The sequence below is a fragment of the Pyrinomonadaceae bacterium genome, from assembly GCA_036277115.1.
Taxonomy (GTDB): Bacteria; Acidobacteriota; Blastocatellia; order Pyrinomonadales; family Pyrinomonadaceae; genus UBA11740.
On the sequence record DASUNM010000021.1, the window covers coordinates 282,890 to 302,844 of the forward strand.

A 19,955-nucleotide genomic window follows, 5' to 3' on the forward strand; every position below is an offset into this window, starting at 1 on the left:
ATGCGGTGGGATCGAAGGTTTTCATCAGCTACAGTCACGCAGACGAAAAAGAAAAGAACGCGTTGTTGTTACATTTGGGCGTGTTGCGTGGCGCTGGCCTAATCGATCTGTGGAGCGATGATCGAATCAGCGGCGGTTCAGATTGGCAGAAAGAAATAGAAGCAGCGATGGCTGAAGCACAGGTGGCCATATTCCTGATCACTGCCAATTTCCTGACGTCGGAGTTTATCCTTAACAAAGAGGTCCCGATTCTGCTCGAGTACGGAGCCAGAAAGGGTCTGGTAACATTTCCCGTAATTGCCCGAGATTGTCCCTGGAAAAGAGTTGACTGGCTGGCCAAAATGAATGTTCGCCCAAAGAATGGCATTCCAGTGTGGAGTGACGGCGGAGCCCACGCCGACGAATACCTTACAGCGATCGCGTACGAGATTGCCGACATAGTGTCGGCGAGAATGCAGGCCAACCCGCCGGATGATCATGCTAAGACCGTCTCGCCGGTTCCAGACCTACGTCTCTACTTAATGACGCGGCAGAGCCAACGTTTCGAAACAACCGTGCGGGCCAACGTGCAAATAGCACACCTGATAGCTGAATTCGTTCATGAATGGCCGGCGACGGCCGATCCCGCTTTTGTCCAACATCGGTTGAAATTGAAACCGGACGGTCCGCCTCTGGATAACACTCTTACACTGGCCGAAGCTGGTATAAGCGACGACATGACCCTGTATTTGGTTGAAGACATAATTCTGCCGACCTCGTCCGTAGGGTTGATTGTGGAAGATGATGCGGGTCATCGGTTCGTTACAAATGTTTTGCTCGATACGCCAGTCAAGAGACTGGCGGCTGAGTTCATGAGTAATCTGGGGAGGTCCGCCGGCGAGCCAACTGTAGAATTGTTAGCTCGCGCCGGAGTGCCGAATCACCGTCTGTTGCGAGGCGATTCGACGCTTTATGACGAACGCGTTCAGAACGGCGCGCACCTGCGGGTTGTCGCCAAATCTTAGAATCATGATTGGAATCGTGCGGCGATGAAAGGAAGCCAGCCGTGATCAAAGACTATTGCTACGTGGTTCCACCACCTAAGCTTAAACTGAACGACTGGCGATGGGTGTATGATGTGCTCATTCAGCCCATCGCTATAGAAAGGGGATTCAAGTGTGACCTGGGTCAAGTGATGGGGGAACCAGGCGCCCTCATCGACAACATCCTTTCAAAGCTTATTCAGGCCGAACTGGCCGTAGTCGATGTCTCTGAATGCGGTGACCCGCGCGCGTATTATCAGCTTGGTGTGCGCCACGCCCGTTCCAATCGGACAATCCTAATTAGCCAGCGCGATGCCAACATCCCGAATGACTTCAAGCCCTATAGCCTGATTACCTATTCTTCGGAAGCAAGGGAAATCTCCAGATTTCGAGAGCAATTTCAGGAGTTAATCGTGAGAATCCGCACCGACCCAGAAGAGCCCGACAATCCTGTGCAGCGGTTTCTGAGCGGTGGTGGCAGATTGATCGAAGAAAATCAGGCCCTACAATCCCGACTTACTGAACTGGAACAGACAGTGCGCGAGAACAAGGATTTGCAAGGCAAAGTAATAGAACTGGAACGCACTTTAACCACCTTAGCGAGCGCACCCCAGCGCGAGACGCAACGGGCAATTACTTTCAAGCCAGTGCCGCCCGCGGGTAGCGCTTCGGATTGAGTAACTCTCAGGTGATCCTCATGGCTAGTAACGAAAATGTACTTCTTTATATTGAATCGCCCGATGGACAGCGATTCGAGTGTGAGGTTTCGTCAACCACGCAACTTAGCAAACTGGCCTACGATTTTTTCGAGGAGCGAGGATGGCCGAGGACGGATGGACGAGGGCGAAGTCAACGGGCTGTTCTTGATTTGGTTGATCCTGAAAAGCCTGACCGAACCAAGCGGTTGCGCGGCGAACAGAACGTCGGCGATGCGGGCTTATGGAATGGCGCCACCCTCCGGGTGTTTCCCGAATCGATTGCAGGCGTCGTCAGCGAGGATGCGCGCATCAAGGCGTTAACGGCGGATTATAATGAGCTTACCGAGCTGACGGAGTGGAACAAACACATCAAATTTGAAGGTGAAAACTATTTCAACAATGTCCCAACCATTTATAAAGTCAGCCTCAACTATCCAAGTTTCGTCGGCTTGAAAGCAGATGGACATACTCCCATCGTGGGCGAGGAGCATCGTTGTGAGATCGAACTGGGTGCGGGATACCCGAGAGAGGCACCGAGAGTACGCTGGCTCACTCCGATCTTTCATCCCAACATCAATGCAGACAAAGGAATGGTTTGTCTTGGCATATTAATGGACCGATATCTCCCCGGGCTCGGATTATCACGACTAGTAACAATGTTGGCGGAAATGGTGCAGTGGCGGAATTTCGATGCGACAAATTGTTTTAACGCTGAGGCCGGACAGTGGGCCGTGGACCCTGACCACTGGGATTACATTTATCAAATCGGTGGTTCTCCGTTTCAGGGACCTGTGCAGGATTTCCTGGACGACCTGGCGAGCAAGTGGGGGATTGCACAGCCGCTAGTGCGTATCACTTTTAAGCCGATCGATCGCGTTTGACCTCCGGTAACTGGCAATGGGTGACTCGCATATAGAAACCGTTCGAAGTTTCCTGATCGTTCTCTATGATCGCGATCTCAAAACACGCGCGACCGTGACACTGCCGGTCGCGGTAGCTGCTCCCTTTGCGAATCGTATCTTCAAGGAGGCATTGCCGGAAGCGATCGAGCGCGTTCGGGAGCCCTGGTATCTGCTGACTCCGCACTGCTCTCACGAAGGGGAATTGGGAAGGGCTTTGCGACCAGAAGGAGCAACCTCACTTTACAGTACACGTTATGATCCGGAACAAGAGCCGCCGCCGCGATTGTCCCTTCATCCGCAGGCGCACATAAAATATTTCACAATCCAATTATTAGAGTTTCAGCGTCGCATTTATCAGGGAAATTATAGCGTCGATGACATTTTTCTCGCCGGAGCCGAATTTCTGGCGCGCCGGTTAATCGAGCGGGGGAAATTAGGGCCGGCAGACACCGTTTATTACGCCGTCGACACGTCCGCCAAAAAGGTCAACGTTATGAGCCCGGATCTCCTGCCGTCCAACATCTATAAGGTCGAGGGCGTATTCAAGCTGCCGTTGCTGTCCGATGATCGGGAGCGCACGGTGTTTCACAAATTGCCCGCGGCGCCGCTACCTGTTCGGGCCCTCGTAAGTTACGGCGACACGGTTACCCATGGTCCTGACGGCCCAGCGGACGGCGCCATTATGCTGAGCACCAACGTCTACGACGCGCTTCATCGTGACTTGGAACTAAGCAACTCGGTTGAGGACGGCGGTTACCTGCTTGGAGTTCCTTATCGGCAATCAGAGGGCAGTGTAAGCGAAGACGAGCCTGGGTTTCGCTGGCTGCTTGAGATTACTGAGGTCGTTCAGGCCGAGGCGGTCTGGGGGAAAACCGGATCACTTCTGTTCACTGGTGAAACATGGAGCCGAATCACGCGGCGGCGCGATCGTGACTATCCAGACAAGAAGATTGTTGCCTGGTTTCATACGCATTTGTTTGAGGCGACCAGCGATTTCGGCCTCTCAGGAATGGACCAGGATCTGCACCGTCGATTTCTGACCAAGCCATGGCAAGTCGCCATCCTGGTAAATATACACAACAGCACACGCACAGTTCGGTGCTTTCAACGCGGAACTGAAGGCGACCTTGTCGAATGTTCGTTTCGTGTTTTTGATCCAATGGCGGGTGATGATCCAATGCCGGGTGAGTGAGTGAAACATGATTGATAAACCAGCCAGTGCCAAACCGAAACTGCTCTTTGTGGCTAGTCTTCCGGATCTGATTACCGAGGCAGATTACATGGAACCGGAGAGAAAGCGAATCCGTTTGCGTCTGAGCATTACGGATGATGGCATCGAAATCCTGGGCGATAGTATGTATGCGGATTTAGTCGAGGACTTGCTCGCCAGTGCCGGAGCTGACGAAATCGAAAGGATGTTATGTGGATAGCTCCGGAAAGCAATGCCTCGTTACAGCAGGCGCTGTTTGAGTTCCTTTCGTCTGTGGCTGAAGGGAACCCGCGAGCGCGGCGGCCGCTAGTTGCCGAGGCGAATGCTTTACGTGAACTGTATGGCGAGCCAAACGCCGTTCTCATCAAGACAATCGAGCGTTGCCTGGAATCGCTGGCTTCTGAGATCAGTCTTGATCCGGCCTGTTGGGGAAAACTGGAGATTCCTACCTGGATCCTCGGAGTTGCCCTGGCAACTAACAACTCTCTAATAGACAAGGCGCTTCAAGAGGCTGGAGAGAGTTTCACCGTCGCGCTGATTCGAACGTTGCCGGCTGCGAGCGGAGTAACCGAAAACTTATGCTATCAGGCATTGTTGAGCCGCGCCGTGGCGTTGGTTAAGAAGGATGCCCGGAAAGGCCGACGAAACCTGCATGCGCTTATCGAACGCAGCCCGCTCGCCACGCTTTGGTTTCTTGACACCCATACTCCCGCGGCGCTCTTAACACTGGCTAAAGAACTACTGCCCCGATGGCAGCCGAACGAAATTGTGATCAAGGATGTATGGCGAAGCGACGATGAGTGGATGAACGCAGTTGGCGCTTTGTTGTCAAATCCGGACATCTCCAGGGCCTTAAGACATCGGTGGCTAGTGATGCCTGAATCCCGTCGCGCCTGTCGCAATGTGGGCCTGGTTTTGGAAGCCCTTCGGCGCCGGGACGAGCATCGTGCTTTTTGTCTGGAATTTTACGAGGCATACGACTACTTTCGTGCCGAACTCAAGGACGAACCATCGGGTGGTCAAACCAGAGTTTGGCCGATCTTCAGCAGAATTGAACAGCTTGTGCGGGTGCCTGGTGACAATGAAGCGGCCATAAGAGTGAATCGCTGGGGCAACGAATACTTTCTAAAGTTCCAGCCGTTGGTAAATATGATTGTCGCCGAAGAGGGATTGCCCAAGGACTACCAGCTGCTCACCCTACCGTTTGCCAGCTCTATGCAGAGTGTTCTTCCGTACATCACGTATGGTGACACCGGAATTTCATTTGGGGAAGTAACCTTCGAATGAAATCGAGCGGAACAACGTAGGCAACTGAGCCTCGCCGATCTGTTTTAGAAACGTGGACGCGATATGACTGCTCTCACCGTCGCCACATTACGAAAACGCGCTGAGAAGATCCTTCCTCTTCGCCGGATCCTCACAGACTCAAGCCATATAAGCTGCGTCAGTTTCTCTCCCAATGGTCGACAGATCGCGGTTGGCGCGCAAGGGGTTTGGCTCATAGATCTCGATTCGGACGAGAAACTCACAAAAGAGAATATCCTTTCAGAGACTGAAGTGCTTGGTTGTGCCTTTTCTCCCGATGGAGTGTATTTGGTCGGCTGTGGCAGGGGCTCTCTTAGCATTTGGGAAACCGAAACCAGGAGACAGGTAGAATTTTCCGAGCCTTTTGGCGGTTTCGGTATCAACGTCGCCGTGTCTCCGACTGGGCAACTGTTGGCGACGTGTTCACAAACTATTCGTGTGTCACAAGTTCGTTGGGGTAATCCAGTACGCTTGGTTAATTTTCGCGTTCCTGTGGAAGGAACGCGTCCAACGCATTTTGGTGCGGTCAATAGCGTCAATTTTTCGAGTGACGACAAGCTGCTTGCGGCTGGTTCAGATGACGACGCTGTCTCTGTTTATGAGGTCGAGAGCGGTAGACTGCTCTGGCGTCGGACGGACCATTCCGCTTCCGTGACCAGCGTTGCTTTTTCACCCGACAAGGAGCTCCTCGCGTCCGGTTCCGGAGACAATACGGTGCGGGTGTGGAATTCGCGAGACGGTCAACTCCTGAAAGTGTTCAAAGCTCCCGGTCGCTCCTTAAAAGCTGTTGCCTGGAGTCCGGACGGGAGTTTGCTGTTTTCCCGCTCGCAGCAGTCCGATCTGGGAGTTTGCATTTGGCACGTGGAACAGGGAGAAGTCATTCACGCGATTCCCCAACTTCCAGCCCAGCGTGATGATCGGTGGTCGACGCGAGCCTTGGCGGTTAGCCCTGATGGAAATCTCCTGGCGAGCTTTCCGCCTGAAACTCTCAGCGCACTGCAAATCTGGGATATCTCGTCGATAACTAATTTGACGGGCGCGACTGAAACGTCCGCGGTTATGCGACGGGTAACACCCGTGAGTGTAAATCGAAAAGCAATCAACGCCCACCTGCTGACTTTGCCGTTGGCGCACGCGACCCCTCCGACGCCGTCACGACCGGCTTCCTGGCTGCGGGGAGCGGCGACGATTGGGTCGACGCCGCCACTTTTTATCGTGCAAGACCTGGGAACGCTGCTAACCCAACCGCAGGCGGCAGTGGCACGGCCCAGATTTCTGCCAATGGACGTGGACACGTCAGCCTACCTTGATTTCCTGAACCGCTTATCAGTGCAACCGTTACTGCGCAGAGTAAGTAGCTGGGACATTTCAGACTCCATGGCGGGGGTCGTGATCGCCCGTTTGATTGAGGGCATAAAGTTCTCGGCTGAATACAGCATGTCGGAACATACAGATGTGGTGACTTTTGCGCGAGCGCTGGGGGCGGAGCTGGACCGTGCCCAGCCGGAAGATCTGTGGCGCCAGACCGATCCTGCGCAACGTCCTGGGTTGAATGCTTTGCTGCCGGCAGAGGCCAAGGCAAAGATTGAGACCAACCTGCGGCGGCTTGATCCCGATGAACTACGGTTTTTGAACCAGTATGGGCCACGTTTCACCGGTGCTCCCGACCCGCGCGAGTTGCTGGATCTGTTCAGTCTGCTTGACGTGCCGCCGGCAGTACAGCAGTCACTAACGCAGATGTTGCGTTTGATCCCGAGAATTAGTCAGTGCCGAAGCGGTGGAGGTTCTCAGACGTACGCGATGGGCGGCTACGCCGGCATTACTAATAAGGGTAGTCTGGACAGCCTCGTTCCCACAGAGCTGGCCTATCCGAGTGATGTGTTATTACACCGGTTGTTGAACCAGGAAGCGCTTTACTATGGACGTGAGACCGAGCGCGAGCGGTCTCGCGAACTGGTGTACCTGGTGACGCAGTCTGGATTGGAACTGCTGGGTGATGGTGATGTGCTGGCCAAAGCGCTCACGCTTGCGCTTGCGCAAACAATGCATCGGCGTGGGTATGAGGTCCAACAGAGTTTTGTGGGGAGTGCCTGGACCGAGCCCGCGACGATGCTGCGACCGGCCGATGTCCATCGGGTGCTCTACCATCGCGACCGGTCCAGCCTGCGGCCGAAAGAGATGCTGGAAGCAGTATTGGCTCAGTTGCGGGAATGGTCAGAACGGTATCGCACGCTGCAAGTAATGTGGATCGTTGGCGAGCATTGGGATGCCGACGACTGCGCGGCGCATCGCGATCTCTACAATGCCGTGCGCAGTCAGGCTGAACAACAAGCCTGGTTCATCAGGATCGGTAAAGATGAGGCTTCAGGCAGGAGGAGAAATCCCCCGGCGGCGCGTTCATTCGGACAGCACCAGGTGATCGGCAGCGAGCTAATGTGGGCCGGTATGGACGCGCCCAAGAGGATCTTTGTGGCGCCAGAGTCGAAACCAGCGGTCATGCCGAAACCGGTCGCCGCGATTCATTTTGACGGTATTTATTTTGCATCGATCAGTGAGGAACGCATTAATGTACTGCGGTTCTTTCAGGACGGCACCCTTCAGAGCGCGTCTTTTGTTGGGAAAGTTGATCTTCCCAGGATTCACGGATGGTTGCGTAGGGAGAGTCCTTTTCCTCCCAGCCTCAGCGGTTCCTATGCATTAAAAGGATCTCAAATCGAATTCAGAGTTATCGCCCGCGGCAGAGTTGCTGAAGGCTTTGGGGCCGTCTCGGAAAATGATTTGCAGGTTGATGTTGTCGAGTATGAGGAAAGCGAAATCTCGTCCCACTCCGACAACGATGAGGTGGTGCCGCGGGGAGTTCTTTCCGATAGGCGTCCCAGAACGCCAATCAGCTGGCGTGGAAACTACCGGTTTTTACATGTTGAGCAGTAGTTTGTTTCAGGTTTTGATTGGTTAAAGCAGCGCTCAGTCAAAGAATGCACCAACAGGCAAGTTTGAAGAAGGAAATTAGACATGGAGCGAATTATCTTGCGCTTGGATTTGGGCGATAAGTTTGAAGTCGCCCGACAATACCAGGCGGCGAATCCGCAAGAAGAGTTGAGCGAGTTTTTGAAGATCTATCCCGCGCGCTTTCCAGCCAATGGAGGACCCTCAGTATCTCAACAGCGTTTACCTGTGTCTGCTTTCTTGCTTTTTCCAGTAAGACTTGAAGAGTCCGAGACCTCAAGGCAAGGCGAGGCCCACACCAGGATATTGGGGTCTGAACTGGATGACTTATGGCAGCAGGAGCAGTCGGGAGAACTAGATGTCATCGGGATCGGAACCGACAATTATCAATTTCCCGAAGACATTACCGACAATCGCGCCGTCCGGACCGCTTACCGTCACGAAATGGATGCCATTGCTGACTATCTACGCAACGGTCTGTCAGTGCTCGTGAGTTGCGACAAGATCCTCACAGAATTCATATACGAGTTTGTCTGTAGTCAGGCCGGCAAAAAGGTGGTGCTCGATACCACGCAACCGGATGGAACCCGAATGGGAGCCGAGAAGAAACTGGAACAGGCGCTTCAGGGTGGGCCAGCCAATCCGCTGGCGAACCTGCCGGTAGTCATCCATAACTTGAAGCCGGGCGAAGTACTGGTGCTGCGTTCTCTGGACTTACTGGATACGCCGCCGATGATCGAGCTCCTCTATCAACGGAGCGCCAAGGGTGAGAAGCCGCAGTTACTCGCCTTCCTTGATCCTTCGCTGGAAGCGAAGAAGGTTCTGACTGACCGGCTGGCCGTTCATGTTTCGCTTACGGGACTGCCGCGCTACATCTCTCTGGACGGCAAACACTCTGCACATACGGTGACGCGCCTGCTTACGCGCGAAGAGCATGCCCGCTTTGCGAAATATGATCCGGAGGGGCTGTACAAGAATGTTTCAGGGCTCAATGCAATTCAATTTCGACATGCCATGAATTATGTCGGGGCTAAAGTGGCGGCGGGATCCTCGCCTAACGACATCTACCGTGTGATACGCCAGTTCAAGACCTCTTCGAATGACGAAATCGAGATTCCCGACACGACCTTCGACGATATCGGCGGTTATGAAAGCGTTAAGCATCAGCTGCGCCGGATAATCATGTTGGTAGCCGGCCCGATCGAAGGAATCAGTGACCGCCAGCGCGGCGATCTTATTCCGCGCGGCTTCATTTTTCATGGTCCGCCCGGAACGGGTAAGACCTTGTTCGCGAAAGCCATTGCCAACGAAATGAATGCCACGATCCAGATGATCTCAGGCCCTGAGATCATGGATAAGTATGTGGGACAGAGCGAGAATAATTTGCGTCGGATTTTCGCGACGGCCCGTCGCAACGCACCGGCCGTAGTTTTCTTTGACGAGTTTGACAGTATTGCCAGCCAACGCAGCACTTACTCTGATGGTGGGGCGCGCGCCAACAATGCAGTAGTGGCGCAGTTCTTAACTGAACTGGATGGGTTCAGGCAAGACCAGGCAGTGCTAATCATCGGCACTTCAAATCGTATCGATATAATTGATGAGGCCTTACTTCGCCCGTCGCGGTTGCGCCCGATCGAGATTGGGCTTCCAGATCACGTCGCCCGTCATCGCGTGGCAGAGATTCACGCGGCGAATTTCGGCATAGACAAACTACTGAAGAATCTTTGCCTGCTCGCGACCAAATACCTGAATGAGTGGGAGAAGAGCGGCAGCGGGGAAGGCGATCCCCAGGTGCCCGAAGGTTTCCTCAGTGAGCTATTCAACAGCCATCCACGTTACCAGAAGCGTTACGCCGCTGAAGAACGGCAGGCGAGTTTCATTCGCGACGTGCGTGGCTTTTTCACGTTTATTCAGAACTGCAGGCAAAAGAGAGTTGACCAGGAACAGAGTGAATTGCTCACTCAAATGACTGAGCGGTTAACCGAAATAGGTAGTCGTTATGGGGTTGACCTGGCCACGATCGAAGCGGATCCGGGCGCCACCCAGGGCGATGCGTCACTCTTACCGATGAGAACTGACCTGCGCGATATTTTTGATGTCGTGTCACATGAAATGAGCAAACAAGACGGACTTGCCCCAGAGGCTTTTTTCGGGGCGGTAATGGACCTGATTGCGGAATACACGGTTAGATTCAATAACGACGAAATCCGGGCCATCTTTCAAGAGGCTAGTCTCGAGCATTACATGGAGGGGCAACTAATCACTCCCCGCTATCTCGGTCAAAAGATTGGCTTAATTAACAAACGCCGAGACGAAAGAGAATCGGTACATCTTTCCGGGCGGCGCGGCCGAGGATAGAGAGATTAGTGCTAGCAGGCTCGGCACTCTCAGTTTGTCGGAGTATCTCATGAGACAGGAACTGCTCAATTGTTTGGTTGGCGTGGAAGATCTTACGGGGCTGCTGAAGAGCGCCTTCGTTGGCAAAGACGAGCTTGTGGAACTGATTGCCACGGCCGCCGTGGCCCAGGAACATGTGTTGATAATCGGGCCACCAGGTACCGCCAAATCGGAACTGATCAAGCGTTTCTCTCTGTTGTGCAGTACTGACGGCGGCCAGACTGGTAACGCCTATTTTGAATACCTTCTCACTCGTTTTACTGAGCCCAATGAGATTTTCGGCCCGGTCAACATTCGCGCGTTTCAGGAAGGTGGCGGTCACAGGCGGGTTACGGACGGAATGTTGCCGCGCGCCGAGATTGCGTTTTTGGACGAAGTCTTCAAGGCCAATAGTGCCATTCTCAACGCTTTGCTGACTATCCTCAATGAGCGTGTTTTTTATAACGGCGGCAGGCCGGAACCCGTGCCGCTGATTTGCGCCATTGGCGCCAGCAACGAGGTGCCCGACGACGCTTCGCTGGCCGCGCTTTACGATCGGTTTCTGGTCCGCCTGTGGACCGACAATGTGGAGGAAGCAAGGTTTGGCGAATTGTTTAGCCGTGGCTGGCAACTGGAACGAGATCGCATTGGTAGCGGCAATAAGATGGAGCTGGGGAATGTCACTACTACTGCCGCCCTGCGCACTCTTCACCGGTCGCTTGATGAGGTAAACGTTGACAAAATCGGAAGGGATTACCGAGAAGTCATTCGCCGCATTCGCGCCGAGGGGATCGACCTTAGCGATCGTCGGGTAATTAAGTTGCTTAAGTTGATAGCTGCTTCGGCGATTCGTCGCAAGAGCACTGAGGCCAATCCTGGTGACTTTTGGGTCTTAAAACATGTGTGGAACAATCCTGATCAGATTCCTCATCTGCGCTCGATTGTCGATCCCTACCTCGAGGCCTATGCCGATGTTCAATGGAAATCCGAACGCGGTATCGATGCGATAGGGGGCGATGTACAAATACTCCAGGCCCGCCATCGGGAGCTTCGAACCGACGCTGACTATGCTGATTTTCTACGTCAGGCGGAACATCTGCGACAGGAGTTATTACGCCACACTGAAGATGAGCCGACACGGGTGGCGCTCATAGATAAGATCAAGTCTCTTATCGAAGCTGTTATGCAGATTCTCGAGCAACAGTCGTTGAATGGCGCCGCGTGAGTGTTGGTTTTAGCCTCGTTGTGAGGCTGGTCAGACGAATCGAATTCGAAAGGACGAACCAAGAAATGTGCAATCCGCGAAGAGTAACGATTCAGCTTAATCGATGCATCGAAAGCGCGTGGCGACAAACGGTTGAGCAGGTTCAATCAGTCAGCGGAAGCGTTTCCGAACTCGCGCGCATCAACACCCGAGTGCCGCTCGATGAAGAAATGGGAGATAGCGCGCTGGCAATGCTGGAACGAGTACTGTCGGGCGAGTTCAAGGAGTTCGAGCCCTGGGATCGGGATCAGCAAGGAGTATTTCACCGCAATCTGGGAGACCTGACCATGATGTATGATCCGGCCACGCACCAATTGTCGGTAGAAACCCAACTCACCGAGACCGTGACAGCCGAAGCCCGGGCTGCCGTTGAAGCTTCAGGCTTTACGGTGGGTGAGGTTGCAGTCGAAGCTGTCGGCACGTACTTTGATGATAACTGGGGCGGCCGGGATGAAGGTGTCGCCCTGGAGGAAGCGCAGAAAAGCGCAGATCATAAACTTAGCAAAGCCATCGAAGAGTTACATCTTCAACAGCATGCATCTGAGTTAGAAGCAGCGCGGGACCAAGCGCGCACCCAAGCCCAAATACTCGCCGAGCAGCAACTAGCCGAGCGACAAGCAGCTACGCGCGAGGCATTACGCGATCGACTGAGGGTTACCTTAGCGCAAGGTGCAGAGCGCGCTTCGCACATTATGAATCAGGCCGTTGGCGAGGCTTATCGTCAAACACTGATCAGTCTGGTGCGCCAGAACGGTGGTAGGATCCTGACCAATGAGCAGACAGGTTCAGTCATTAATGTTGAGTTGGAACTGTACTGAACGATCGTTTCGTCCTGCGTTGAATCCGCGCAGTGAGTCGTGGCGAAGTGTGGCCGTTGTGACACGACGCCAACAGCCGAAAGGAACCAATCATGAGCGAAAAGAATCGGCCTGCTGTTCGTGTTTCGTTTAAGTTTAATAAGGATACCGGGGAGATAGTCGAGTTTATTGTCGATGACAACTCTCCTAACGCGAGCGAGGAATTTCATGATCGCGTAGCTAAGGCAGTATCGAGCCGATTGGCGCGCCACCCGGAAATCGTCGATGCTGGACAACAGCAGTCGGGCACCCCGACCCTCGCAGATGGTGCGCCCGTACCCGAAGAGCGGCGCGAAGAGCAACCTGAATGACCAGGCAATAAATCCAGGCACCGATTCCTGGACGACGCCTTGATGAAACAATGCCATTCTTAGTCGTCACTCCTCCTCGTGACACACCTGTAGCCTACGAGCTTGCACGCGAGACTCTGACTATGGGCAGGTCTCGCCTGAATGACATTTGTCTGACTGATCCTCTGAGCGCGGCAGTCCATGCGGAAGTACGGTTCGAGAGGGGACGGTATCTGCTGACTAACCTCGCGGATGAAATTGGGACGTATTACAACGGTGAATTCGTCAGTTCGACAGTCCCGCTGTCCCGCGGGGCGCAAATCGTGATTGGAACTACAGAAATTGAATTCCACGATCTAGTAGATTTGGGAGTTCGGATTATCCAGGCCGGTACTGCTTCGAGATCGGAAACAGATCGCAACGAAGTAATTGACGAAAAAAAGACTCTAATGTACTGGCTGGGCGAGAGCCCCGAGGATGCGATCTGGCTGGCGCCGGTTCTTTTCACGCGTGCTGCTGAATCCTACGAGGCAATCGGCCTCTGGCGAGCCGCGGCTGAATGTTGGACAGAGGCGCGAGGTTCAAGCGAAGCCCTCAGAATTTATCTAAGGGAGCACGACCACGAACGGGCTGCGCCTTTATTGATGGCGCAGGGCCGCTATGCTGAAGCGCTGGAATCCTATAGTGCATGGCTCTCCAAACTCCGGCAGGATGATGTGCTCGCTCGCGTTAACGCCTTATTGGGCAGGGCACTGAGTTTGTCAATGATGCAAACGGATTCTGCCGCAGCGAGTGAGTCTTATTCCGAAGCGAGGTCCCTGGTCGAAGCACAGTCCGACCATGACGTTTTAACGACAGCATTATGCTGGGAGGCTCTCGCCGTTTATGGCACAAAGATCGGGCGTTATGATTTGGTTCAGATTGGCTATGAGGAAGCTCTGAATCGGTTCGGAAATGAACATAACGACGAACGGCTCCGAATCGGTTGGAACTACCTGGCTGCGGTTTCCGAGAATAGATTGCTCGTTGCCGAGATAGAATCCCGTCTTTCAGAATGGGTGCCGGCAGAGGACGAACTGCCGACAAACGGCACTTCCGATACATTTGAACTGGGCGAGGCTCAGGGAGCCCGCTTTGGAGATTGGACGGTGTGGCGAGCTGGCTCCAAGGAAGTCATATTTGTTCATCCTGAAACGAAAACCGGCATTCAGATATGGACGGATTCGCCCGGTTGGTTTCGATGGGGCGCACCGACAGCTGAGTATCTCGTGAGATCCGATGGTTCCAATACCGGCAATGTGGGGCGTCTCAACGTCGCCAGATATGTCAGCAATGTTCCAACCAAAAGGCTTCGCGACGGGAGCTCAGATATCGATAACTATCGTTTCATCTGGTCAAGCAAGGAGTTTAGGGTCGTTAACCGAGTGAAAGGAGGGACGATTATTATTTCGCCAGATAACGTTCAATTTGATTTCTTGCAGCCGAACGGCATCAAAATAAGCTTGGGGGGCCGTCGCCGCTGGTAGTTAGTCTTTAGTTACCGTGAGACACATCACTGAAGCATTTGATCTTGATCTGAGCATGAATTCTCTACGCCCATTTGTTCGCGCGCGGAATTGTGAACCTCATGACGACTGAGTCTTATTGATATTCAGGGAGACGACATGGGCCAGTGCAATAAGGTTATCGAAGGCGCGAGGTGCAGCGATCGAGCCGTGCCCGGCACCGATTTCTGCGAGGAACACGGTCGAATATCCTTTCGCAAGGTGCCTAAGGTCGAGTTGCCTCGCGCCCCAACGCCACCGATTCAAAATCAAGCTAAAGTTCCGTCTGCTCCTTTAACTCCGCACCGGATTGCCCGGCCCAGCGGCGCTGATGAACCGCCTACTTTTTCCGGATTGACTGCGGACGCTCGCAGAATTCTAGTTGGTCGAAGCGGGGTCATTTGGTTGCCCCAAAACAGCGCGTCGCGCCAACTCTCTTTGGCAAATGATCGATTGGCTCAATTGCTGGCGTGTCTTAGTCAGGAGATGCCTCTTGCTGGACAGGTGAGCGTGCGGACGATGGATGAGGAAAGAGTAGCACTCGTATTCCTCCAACCTAACTCGCAGCCGGGCGACCTCTCGCGTTTGTACGACCAGGCCAGCGCCGCGGCGGTTCTAAGTCAGGGGATGTTATTCGTAGGGCAGAATAGGACCTTTATTCGCTACCGTGATGCTGACGCCCCCAGAGGGTATGACGCCGAAGCGATCGAGCCTCCCCGCGGTAATGATCTCTATCTCGTGGATCGGGATGGGACCCATACGCTCTCGGCAGCACGCATGCAGGAAGTCGACCTCGCTCAGATCCTGTTGCGGATTCCACCCGTAACCACGCATCGCCCCATGCAGCCGGCGACAATCTTTGTCGTGGCACTTGCTGGCCTGTGTGACATGCTGGTCAATTATTTTCAGGACCATCATCTTCGGTTTCGTGTTGCCCGGCTTGAAAATCCCGGCAACAAAACGCTGGTGCTTCTGGAAGTGAGTCCGCGGCCGGATTCGCCTACCGGGGATCGAGTACCTCCTTTTGTTTTGTCTTATCTGTTGGGTTTACCACACACGACCGTATTCACCAGCGTCGAAGAGGCACCCGATCGGAACGTGCTCGTCCAATGGCGGCATCAGTATCCATGTCTGCCCCGGCACATCATCGACGTGTTCGCAGCAGACACGCTGGTGTTTTTTAGTGCTGGCTCTTACTTTTCAAACACTTGCGTATCGCCGATTCCACCATTTTTTGAGGGTGATAACCTAACCTCGGTAAAGTTAATGGGGCCGGCTGAGACGACGTTGCGGCCGATATCTGATCTGCCCGCCCGGAAGTTTGAACTGCCCGTGCGATTACTACCGGACTCGGGGCCGTTATCGTCCACTGCGGCGTTAGTGCTGAAACTGGACGAAATCGAATGGGTCCGCCGTTTACTTCACCGGCTTCCGGGCGAAATCTTTGCGGACTACAGAATATGCCTGGGAGTGGATTGCGCCGTGCTGATGGGCACCGCCATGAAGTTCGAATCGCTGCCATTCGGAGTTCCGTTTCGCCAAGTTCAGGATACAAGTCTCTTTATTCCCGTACGGTCACGCTTTGTACCCGACTTGCCATGGTCGCTGCTTTCACAGGTCCTTCAAATAAAGGAAGAGACCTATACTTTCTTTGCTCAGGAGTTCCGGTTGGACGTGCCTCGTAATGCGTTCACTCTTCTTTCGCGCTCACTGTTTGCGCAGACGAATCCCTCCACCTTAAAGTTTGAGCTGGCCCGTAAGCGCGAACTGCCTAAATTGAATTGGACCTCTCCACCGCGACCGGAACGAGTCTCAGCATTTGCCAGCGCCCGCGAGCAGATAAGGGGATTGAGAGATTCTACTTTTGGGCGGGGCGCGAGTTGGAGGTCCGACCGTCACGCAGATCAGCGAACCAGCCAAAGCGTGTTCCGGCCGGTCACGCAAGATAACAATCTTAATGCCGAAAACCTTTTTAGAGGTCGAGCCGAAGAATATCAAAAGGCGGGCGATTACCTGAGCGCCGCGATGTGCTTCGCATTGGCGGGGGACAAATTCAATGCAGCCCAAAATTATCAAGCTGCCGCAAGAGAACTAGAGAGCGGCCCGAGAGATAAGCCCATACCGATCAGCATCCATGGCCTTGGAACTGACACAGCTTAGGGAAGCGAGACTTTATCGGCGGCTCGAGGACCGTCGTGTGCTTTGCCAACTGTGCCCGCATTTCTGCCGCATCGACGAAGGCATGAAGGGCATTTGTTACGTGCGGGAGAATCGTGCCGGAGTCCTCTACACGACTTCCTTTGGCCGACTTACCAGCCGGAATGTGGATTCTGTGGAAAAGAAGCCGCTCTACCACTTTTACCCGGGCTCCAGAGCGCTCTCTATTTCTGCTCCTGGCTGTAATCTTCATTGTCAATATTGCGTCAATTGGGCAATCTCGCAGATGCCCAACGAGTACGCCGCTGGCCCCACAGTCTCGCCCGAAGATATAGTCCGCGAGGCACTGCAGTCCAATTGTCAAAGCATCGCTTACACTTATACCGAGCCGACGATTTTCTTTGAATATGTCGAAGAGGTTTCGCGCCTGGCGCGAACTTCCGGGTTGTTGAATATTCACAAAACCAATGGCTTCATGTCTACGGAAATGCTCGAGGCGGCTGCCCAGTACATGGATGCAGCCAACGTGGATCTAAAGGCGTTCAAGGAGACTACTTATCAGCACCTCGGAGGCAAGCTGCAACCAGTCTTACAAGCCCTCAGACTGTTGAGCTCGTCTAATGTTTGGTTGGAGCTTTCCACCGTGATCATTCCGGATTTGAACGACACCGACGAGGAGTTAACAGATATTGCCAGATTTATTAAACATGATCTGGGGGTCGACACGCCCTGGCACTTGGCGCGATTCTTTCCCGCCTATGAAATGAGCCATCTATCGCCGACTCCGATCGAAACGCTCGAACGGGCGCGTCAGATTGGATTAGCGGAAGGGTTGCGTTATGTATATCTGAGCAACGTGCCGCTCCCTCATAAGCAAAACACGAGCTGTGGCAATTGTGCTTATACGATTATTCAGCGGCATGGATTCAAGTTAATGAGCAATCATATAAAAGATGGCTGTTGTCCGAATTGCCAGACGCGAGTCCCCGGGGTTCGGATGTCTGCAGAAACCGCCGATTAAGGCCCCGCTGACTGGGTGCGCACCGTTCACCGATACACCAAATAGCTGGGCAGAACTCCAGATCATTAGAAGGAGAATCTGACGACTGGGTGCTTTCCGAGCGGCGATTCAGGTCTTCAAGACCGTAGCAGTTTGCGTTAAAGCTGTTGTTTTAGGTCAGCGATGAATCGTCGCCTTTTGCGTCCCTATCGGGCTTTGATGAACTTCGATTCCTAGATCGCACGAGAAACGATTGAACAGAGCGAAAGCCGCTTCGACCCTTCCTGGGCGCCGATATGGGAGTTGCCGCGACTTCTGCACACGCTTCGATCAGAAAGACTGCCCTCAGTGGCCAATACTAGCCCAAAACAGTTCTAGCGCGGCTATAAGTCTATTAAATTGAGTGTGCGCAAGAGCCCCCCAATCACTGAGCTTAAGCGGGCAGGGAATTGGTTGTGCCTCGTCACGCCAACCGGGGAGGGACTGGATTACACCACGTCTCGCGCTCTCGTCACGAGACGGCAGCGAGGCGTCTGTTTAAGCTGATGCAGCACTAGCTTGCTCCCTGGCTGTTTGCTCCGCGGCTCCCATCTGGTGCTGCAGACAAGCTCTTTGTTCCAGCACCACAGCTTCGAACGAATCAGTTCTTCGATCGGCCATCCATCGCATCATCGACGAGAGGAACAGCTCCTTCAGGTACGCGAACGAGAACCCCTCTGTCCCTTGCGCAATCTTTTCCGCAGCCTCACCGGGCAGACGCATCTCCGGCTGCAGCTGATTGTTCCACAGCTTGACATAAGCGGCGCGTTCACCAGGACCGGGCAGATCGAAAGTGTACTTACGGTCGAAACGGCTCGGCCGATCGAGAATCGCCGGATCCAGTTTCTCGGGATAGTTGGTCGTCGCGACGACTACAATCCCGGTGTTAGCTTCGAAACCATCCAGCTCATTGAGGAAGAATGAACGGCACTTATCATCAATCATTGAATCAACGTCCTCGAGCACCAGGAAACACGGCGTCGTCGCCCGCGCCCGGGCAAAGACGCGCCGGATGTTCTCTTGATCGCTTTCGTACTCGGACCGGAATGACTTCACGTAAAGGCAGGGCCGGGCAAGCTGATTTACCAGCGCCTTAACCGTGTGAGTCTTACCGTTACCCGGAGGGCCGATGAACAGCACGCCACGCTTCCAGGGAATTCGGTATCTTTCGTAGACCTCCCGCGAAGCGAAGAACTGCGCGAAGTCCGTCTGAATCTCCTCCTTCAGACCGGCGCGCAGAATCAGATTGTCGAATGTGGCGGACTTGATTGACTCGTAAAGTTCTTTGTTCTTCATCCATTCACCGTCATGGAAAATCAAAACTTCGCCGCGTACTTCTGACGACCATTCGCACACTTCGGCGAAGAACTCGTCGGCCACCTCGCGCTCGTCGGCCACGATCCAGTGGTGACGAACGAGATAGCATCCGCTGGTGAAAGTCACGAATACGACATCCAGCAGGTTGCCCTTCCAGAGCACGTTCAGCCAGGAGTTTTCGATCCAGTGGCGCGCCGGCTTTTCGGGAGCCACCCACTCGGTCTTGATGTGATTGAAGAGCGATGTTTCGTGGACGATCGCGCACTTCTCGGCACGGGCGAATGCCTCCAGGTCAAACGACCCGGTGTCGCCTTCGATGATCGCCTTTTCGGGATGCAGCTTCGCCAACTCGCGCCCGATGTGGTACGCGACATAGTCGTTAGGTTGGTGCAGAGCCTCCTCTATGAAATTCTCTAAGCCCATATACGTAACCAAAAAACCGCGACGACAAAAATTGATGAAACGCGTGCTCTAACCCTTGAGCTATGGCCCGCATTTGTTGGAGCCACCGGGACTCGAACCCGGATCCTCGTGCTTAAAGGCATGTAGTTCCATCGGCATTCGTCGCGAATAAACCGTGCTTGGTACTTTGTGCTCTGTTCTTTGTAGGTTTTTACCAGGCACCAAGTACGAAGTACTAAGAACGCTTTTTCAAAAAGGGGTGACAAGATTGAAAAGACATTTGAGCACGATGTTGCCATCGCTGGAGTTATCACGCTCCACTGGGCTCGGTGGTGATGTAGTCCTTTCGGCATTCACCCCTCCAATGTTAGTTGTCAGTAGTCCGTTGTCAGTATCGACTTCCGTTTGTTTTGCACCGCGTTGGACTGCACCGCGGATGCGACTGACAAGTCAAAATGGCGACAAAATCGGCGAGAGGCACCCACGAGAAAAATCAGGCGGGTCGGGATTCGAACCCTTTCGCTTTCGCTTACCATGTACTCCACACCAGCATTCGCCATCACATTTAAAAGGCCGACAAGAATTGTCGAGACGGTTCATTTCCAGTGAATGTAGTCACGACAGCA

The 19,955-nt window shown here is 53.8% G+C and carries 15 protein-coding genes; 14 read left to right on the top strand and 1 reads right to left on the bottom strand.

Translation table 11 applies throughout. The features are described 5' to 3' along the window. Nucleotides 1-5: 5 nt before the first annotated feature. The 14 genes from VFX97_05500 (at nucleotide 6) to amrS (ending at nucleotide 17,592) form a co-directional block, all read left to right on the top strand. Complete coding sequence (locus VFX97_05500) at nucleotides 6-1,004, top strand: TIR domain-containing protein (GenBank protein ID HEX5702652.1); 999 nt, start codon at nucleotides 6-8, stop codon at nucleotides 1,002-1,004. Nucleotides 1,005-1,045: 41 nt separating this feature from the next. Beyond that, nucleotides 1,046-1,699, top strand: coding sequence for a hypothetical protein (locus VFX97_05505; GenBank protein ID HEX5702653.1), 654 nt, complete (start codon nucleotides 1,046-1,048; stop codon nucleotides 1,697-1,699). Between the two features lie 20 nt (nucleotides 1,700-1,719). Beyond that, nucleotides 1,720-2,601 (top strand): ubiquitin-conjugating enzyme E2, encoded by an 882-nt coding sequence (locus VFX97_05510; GenBank protein HEX5702654.1) that lies wholly within the window; start codon nucleotides 1,720-1,722, stop codon nucleotides 2,599-2,601. Nucleotides 2,602-2,617: 16 nt separating this feature from the next. Continuing rightward, nucleotides 2,618-3,814 (top strand): hypothetical protein, encoded by a 1,197-nt coding sequence (locus VFX97_05515; GenBank protein ID HEX5702655.1) that lies wholly within the window; start codon nucleotides 2,618-2,620, stop codon nucleotides 3,812-3,814. A 7-nt stretch (nucleotides 3,815-3,821) separates the two neighbouring features. Continuing rightward, entirely contained in the window at nucleotides 3,822-4,052 is a 231-nt protein-coding gene (locus VFX97_05520; GenBank protein HEX5702656.1) for a radical SAM-modified peptide, FtsH ternary system-associated, read from the top strand. Beyond that, a complete protein-coding gene (locus VFX97_05525) occupies nucleotides 4,043-5,119 on the top strand; it encodes a hypothetical protein (GenBank protein HEX5702657.1) in 1,077 nt (358 codons plus the stop codon). The genes VFX97_05520 and VFX97_05525 overlap by 10 nt, the downstream gene beginning before the upstream one ends. Before the next feature lie 879 nt (nucleotides 5,120-5,998). Then, nucleotides 5,999-8,068, top strand: a complete 2,070-nt coding sequence (locus tag VFX97_05530) for a hypothetical protein (protein HEX5702658.1) — start codon at nucleotides 5,999-6,001, stop codon at nucleotides 8,066-8,068. 81 nt (nucleotides 8,069-8,149) lie between these two features. Beyond that, nucleotides 8,150-10,441: an ATP-binding protein gene (locus tag VFX97_05535; protein ID HEX5702659.1), complete on the top strand. Its 2,292-nt coding sequence runs from the start codon at nucleotides 8,150-8,152 to the stop codon at nucleotides 10,439-10,441. Between the two features lie 49 nt (nucleotides 10,442-10,490). Further along, complete coding sequence (locus VFX97_05540; GenBank protein HEX5702660.1) at nucleotides 10,491-11,684, top strand: AAA family ATPase; 1,194 nt, start codon at nucleotides 10,491-10,493, stop codon at nucleotides 11,682-11,684. 65 nt (nucleotides 11,685-11,749) lie between these two features. Further along, nucleotides 11,750-12,541 carry a hypothetical protein gene (locus VFX97_05545; GenBank protein ID HEX5702661.1) on the top strand — a complete coding sequence of 264 codons (792 nt, stop codon included), beginning with the start codon at nucleotides 11,750-11,752 and terminating at the stop codon, nucleotides 12,539-12,541. A 92-nt stretch (nucleotides 12,542-12,633) separates the two neighbouring features. Next, nucleotides 12,634-12,891: a hypothetical protein gene (locus VFX97_05550; GenBank protein ID HEX5702662.1), complete on the top strand. Its 258-nt coding sequence runs from the start codon at nucleotides 12,634-12,636 to the stop codon at nucleotides 12,889-12,891. A gap of 50 nt (nucleotides 12,892-12,941) precedes the next feature. Then, nucleotides 12,942-14,396, top strand: coding sequence for an FHA domain-containing protein (locus VFX97_05555; protein ID HEX5702663.1), 1,455 nt, complete (start codon nucleotides 12,942-12,944; stop codon nucleotides 14,394-14,396). A 504-nt stretch (nucleotides 14,397-14,900) separates the two neighbouring features. Beyond that, complete coding sequence (locus VFX97_05560; GenBank protein HEX5702664.1) at nucleotides 14,901-16,574, top strand: hypothetical protein; 1,674 nt, start codon at nucleotides 14,901-14,903, stop codon at nucleotides 16,572-16,574. Further along, nucleotides 16,549-17,592: an AmmeMemoRadiSam system radical SAM enzyme gene (gene amrS, locus VFX97_05565; GenBank protein HEX5702665.1), complete on the top strand. Its 1,044-nt coding sequence runs from the start codon at nucleotides 16,549-16,551 to the stop codon at nucleotides 17,590-17,592. Before VFX97_05560 ends, amrS begins: the two co-directional genes overlap by 26 nt. Before the next feature lie 516 nt (nucleotides 17,593-18,108). On the opposite strand, the gene VFX97_05570 is transcribed toward amrS, so the two are convergent. Continuing rightward, nucleotides 18,109-19,350 carry an ATP-binding protein gene (locus tag VFX97_05570; GenBank protein HEX5702666.1) on the bottom strand — a complete coding sequence of 414 codons (1,242 nt, stop codon included), beginning with the start codon at nucleotides 19,348-19,350 and terminating at the stop codon, nucleotides 18,109-18,111. Nucleotides 19,351-19,955: the final 605 nt, after the last annotated feature.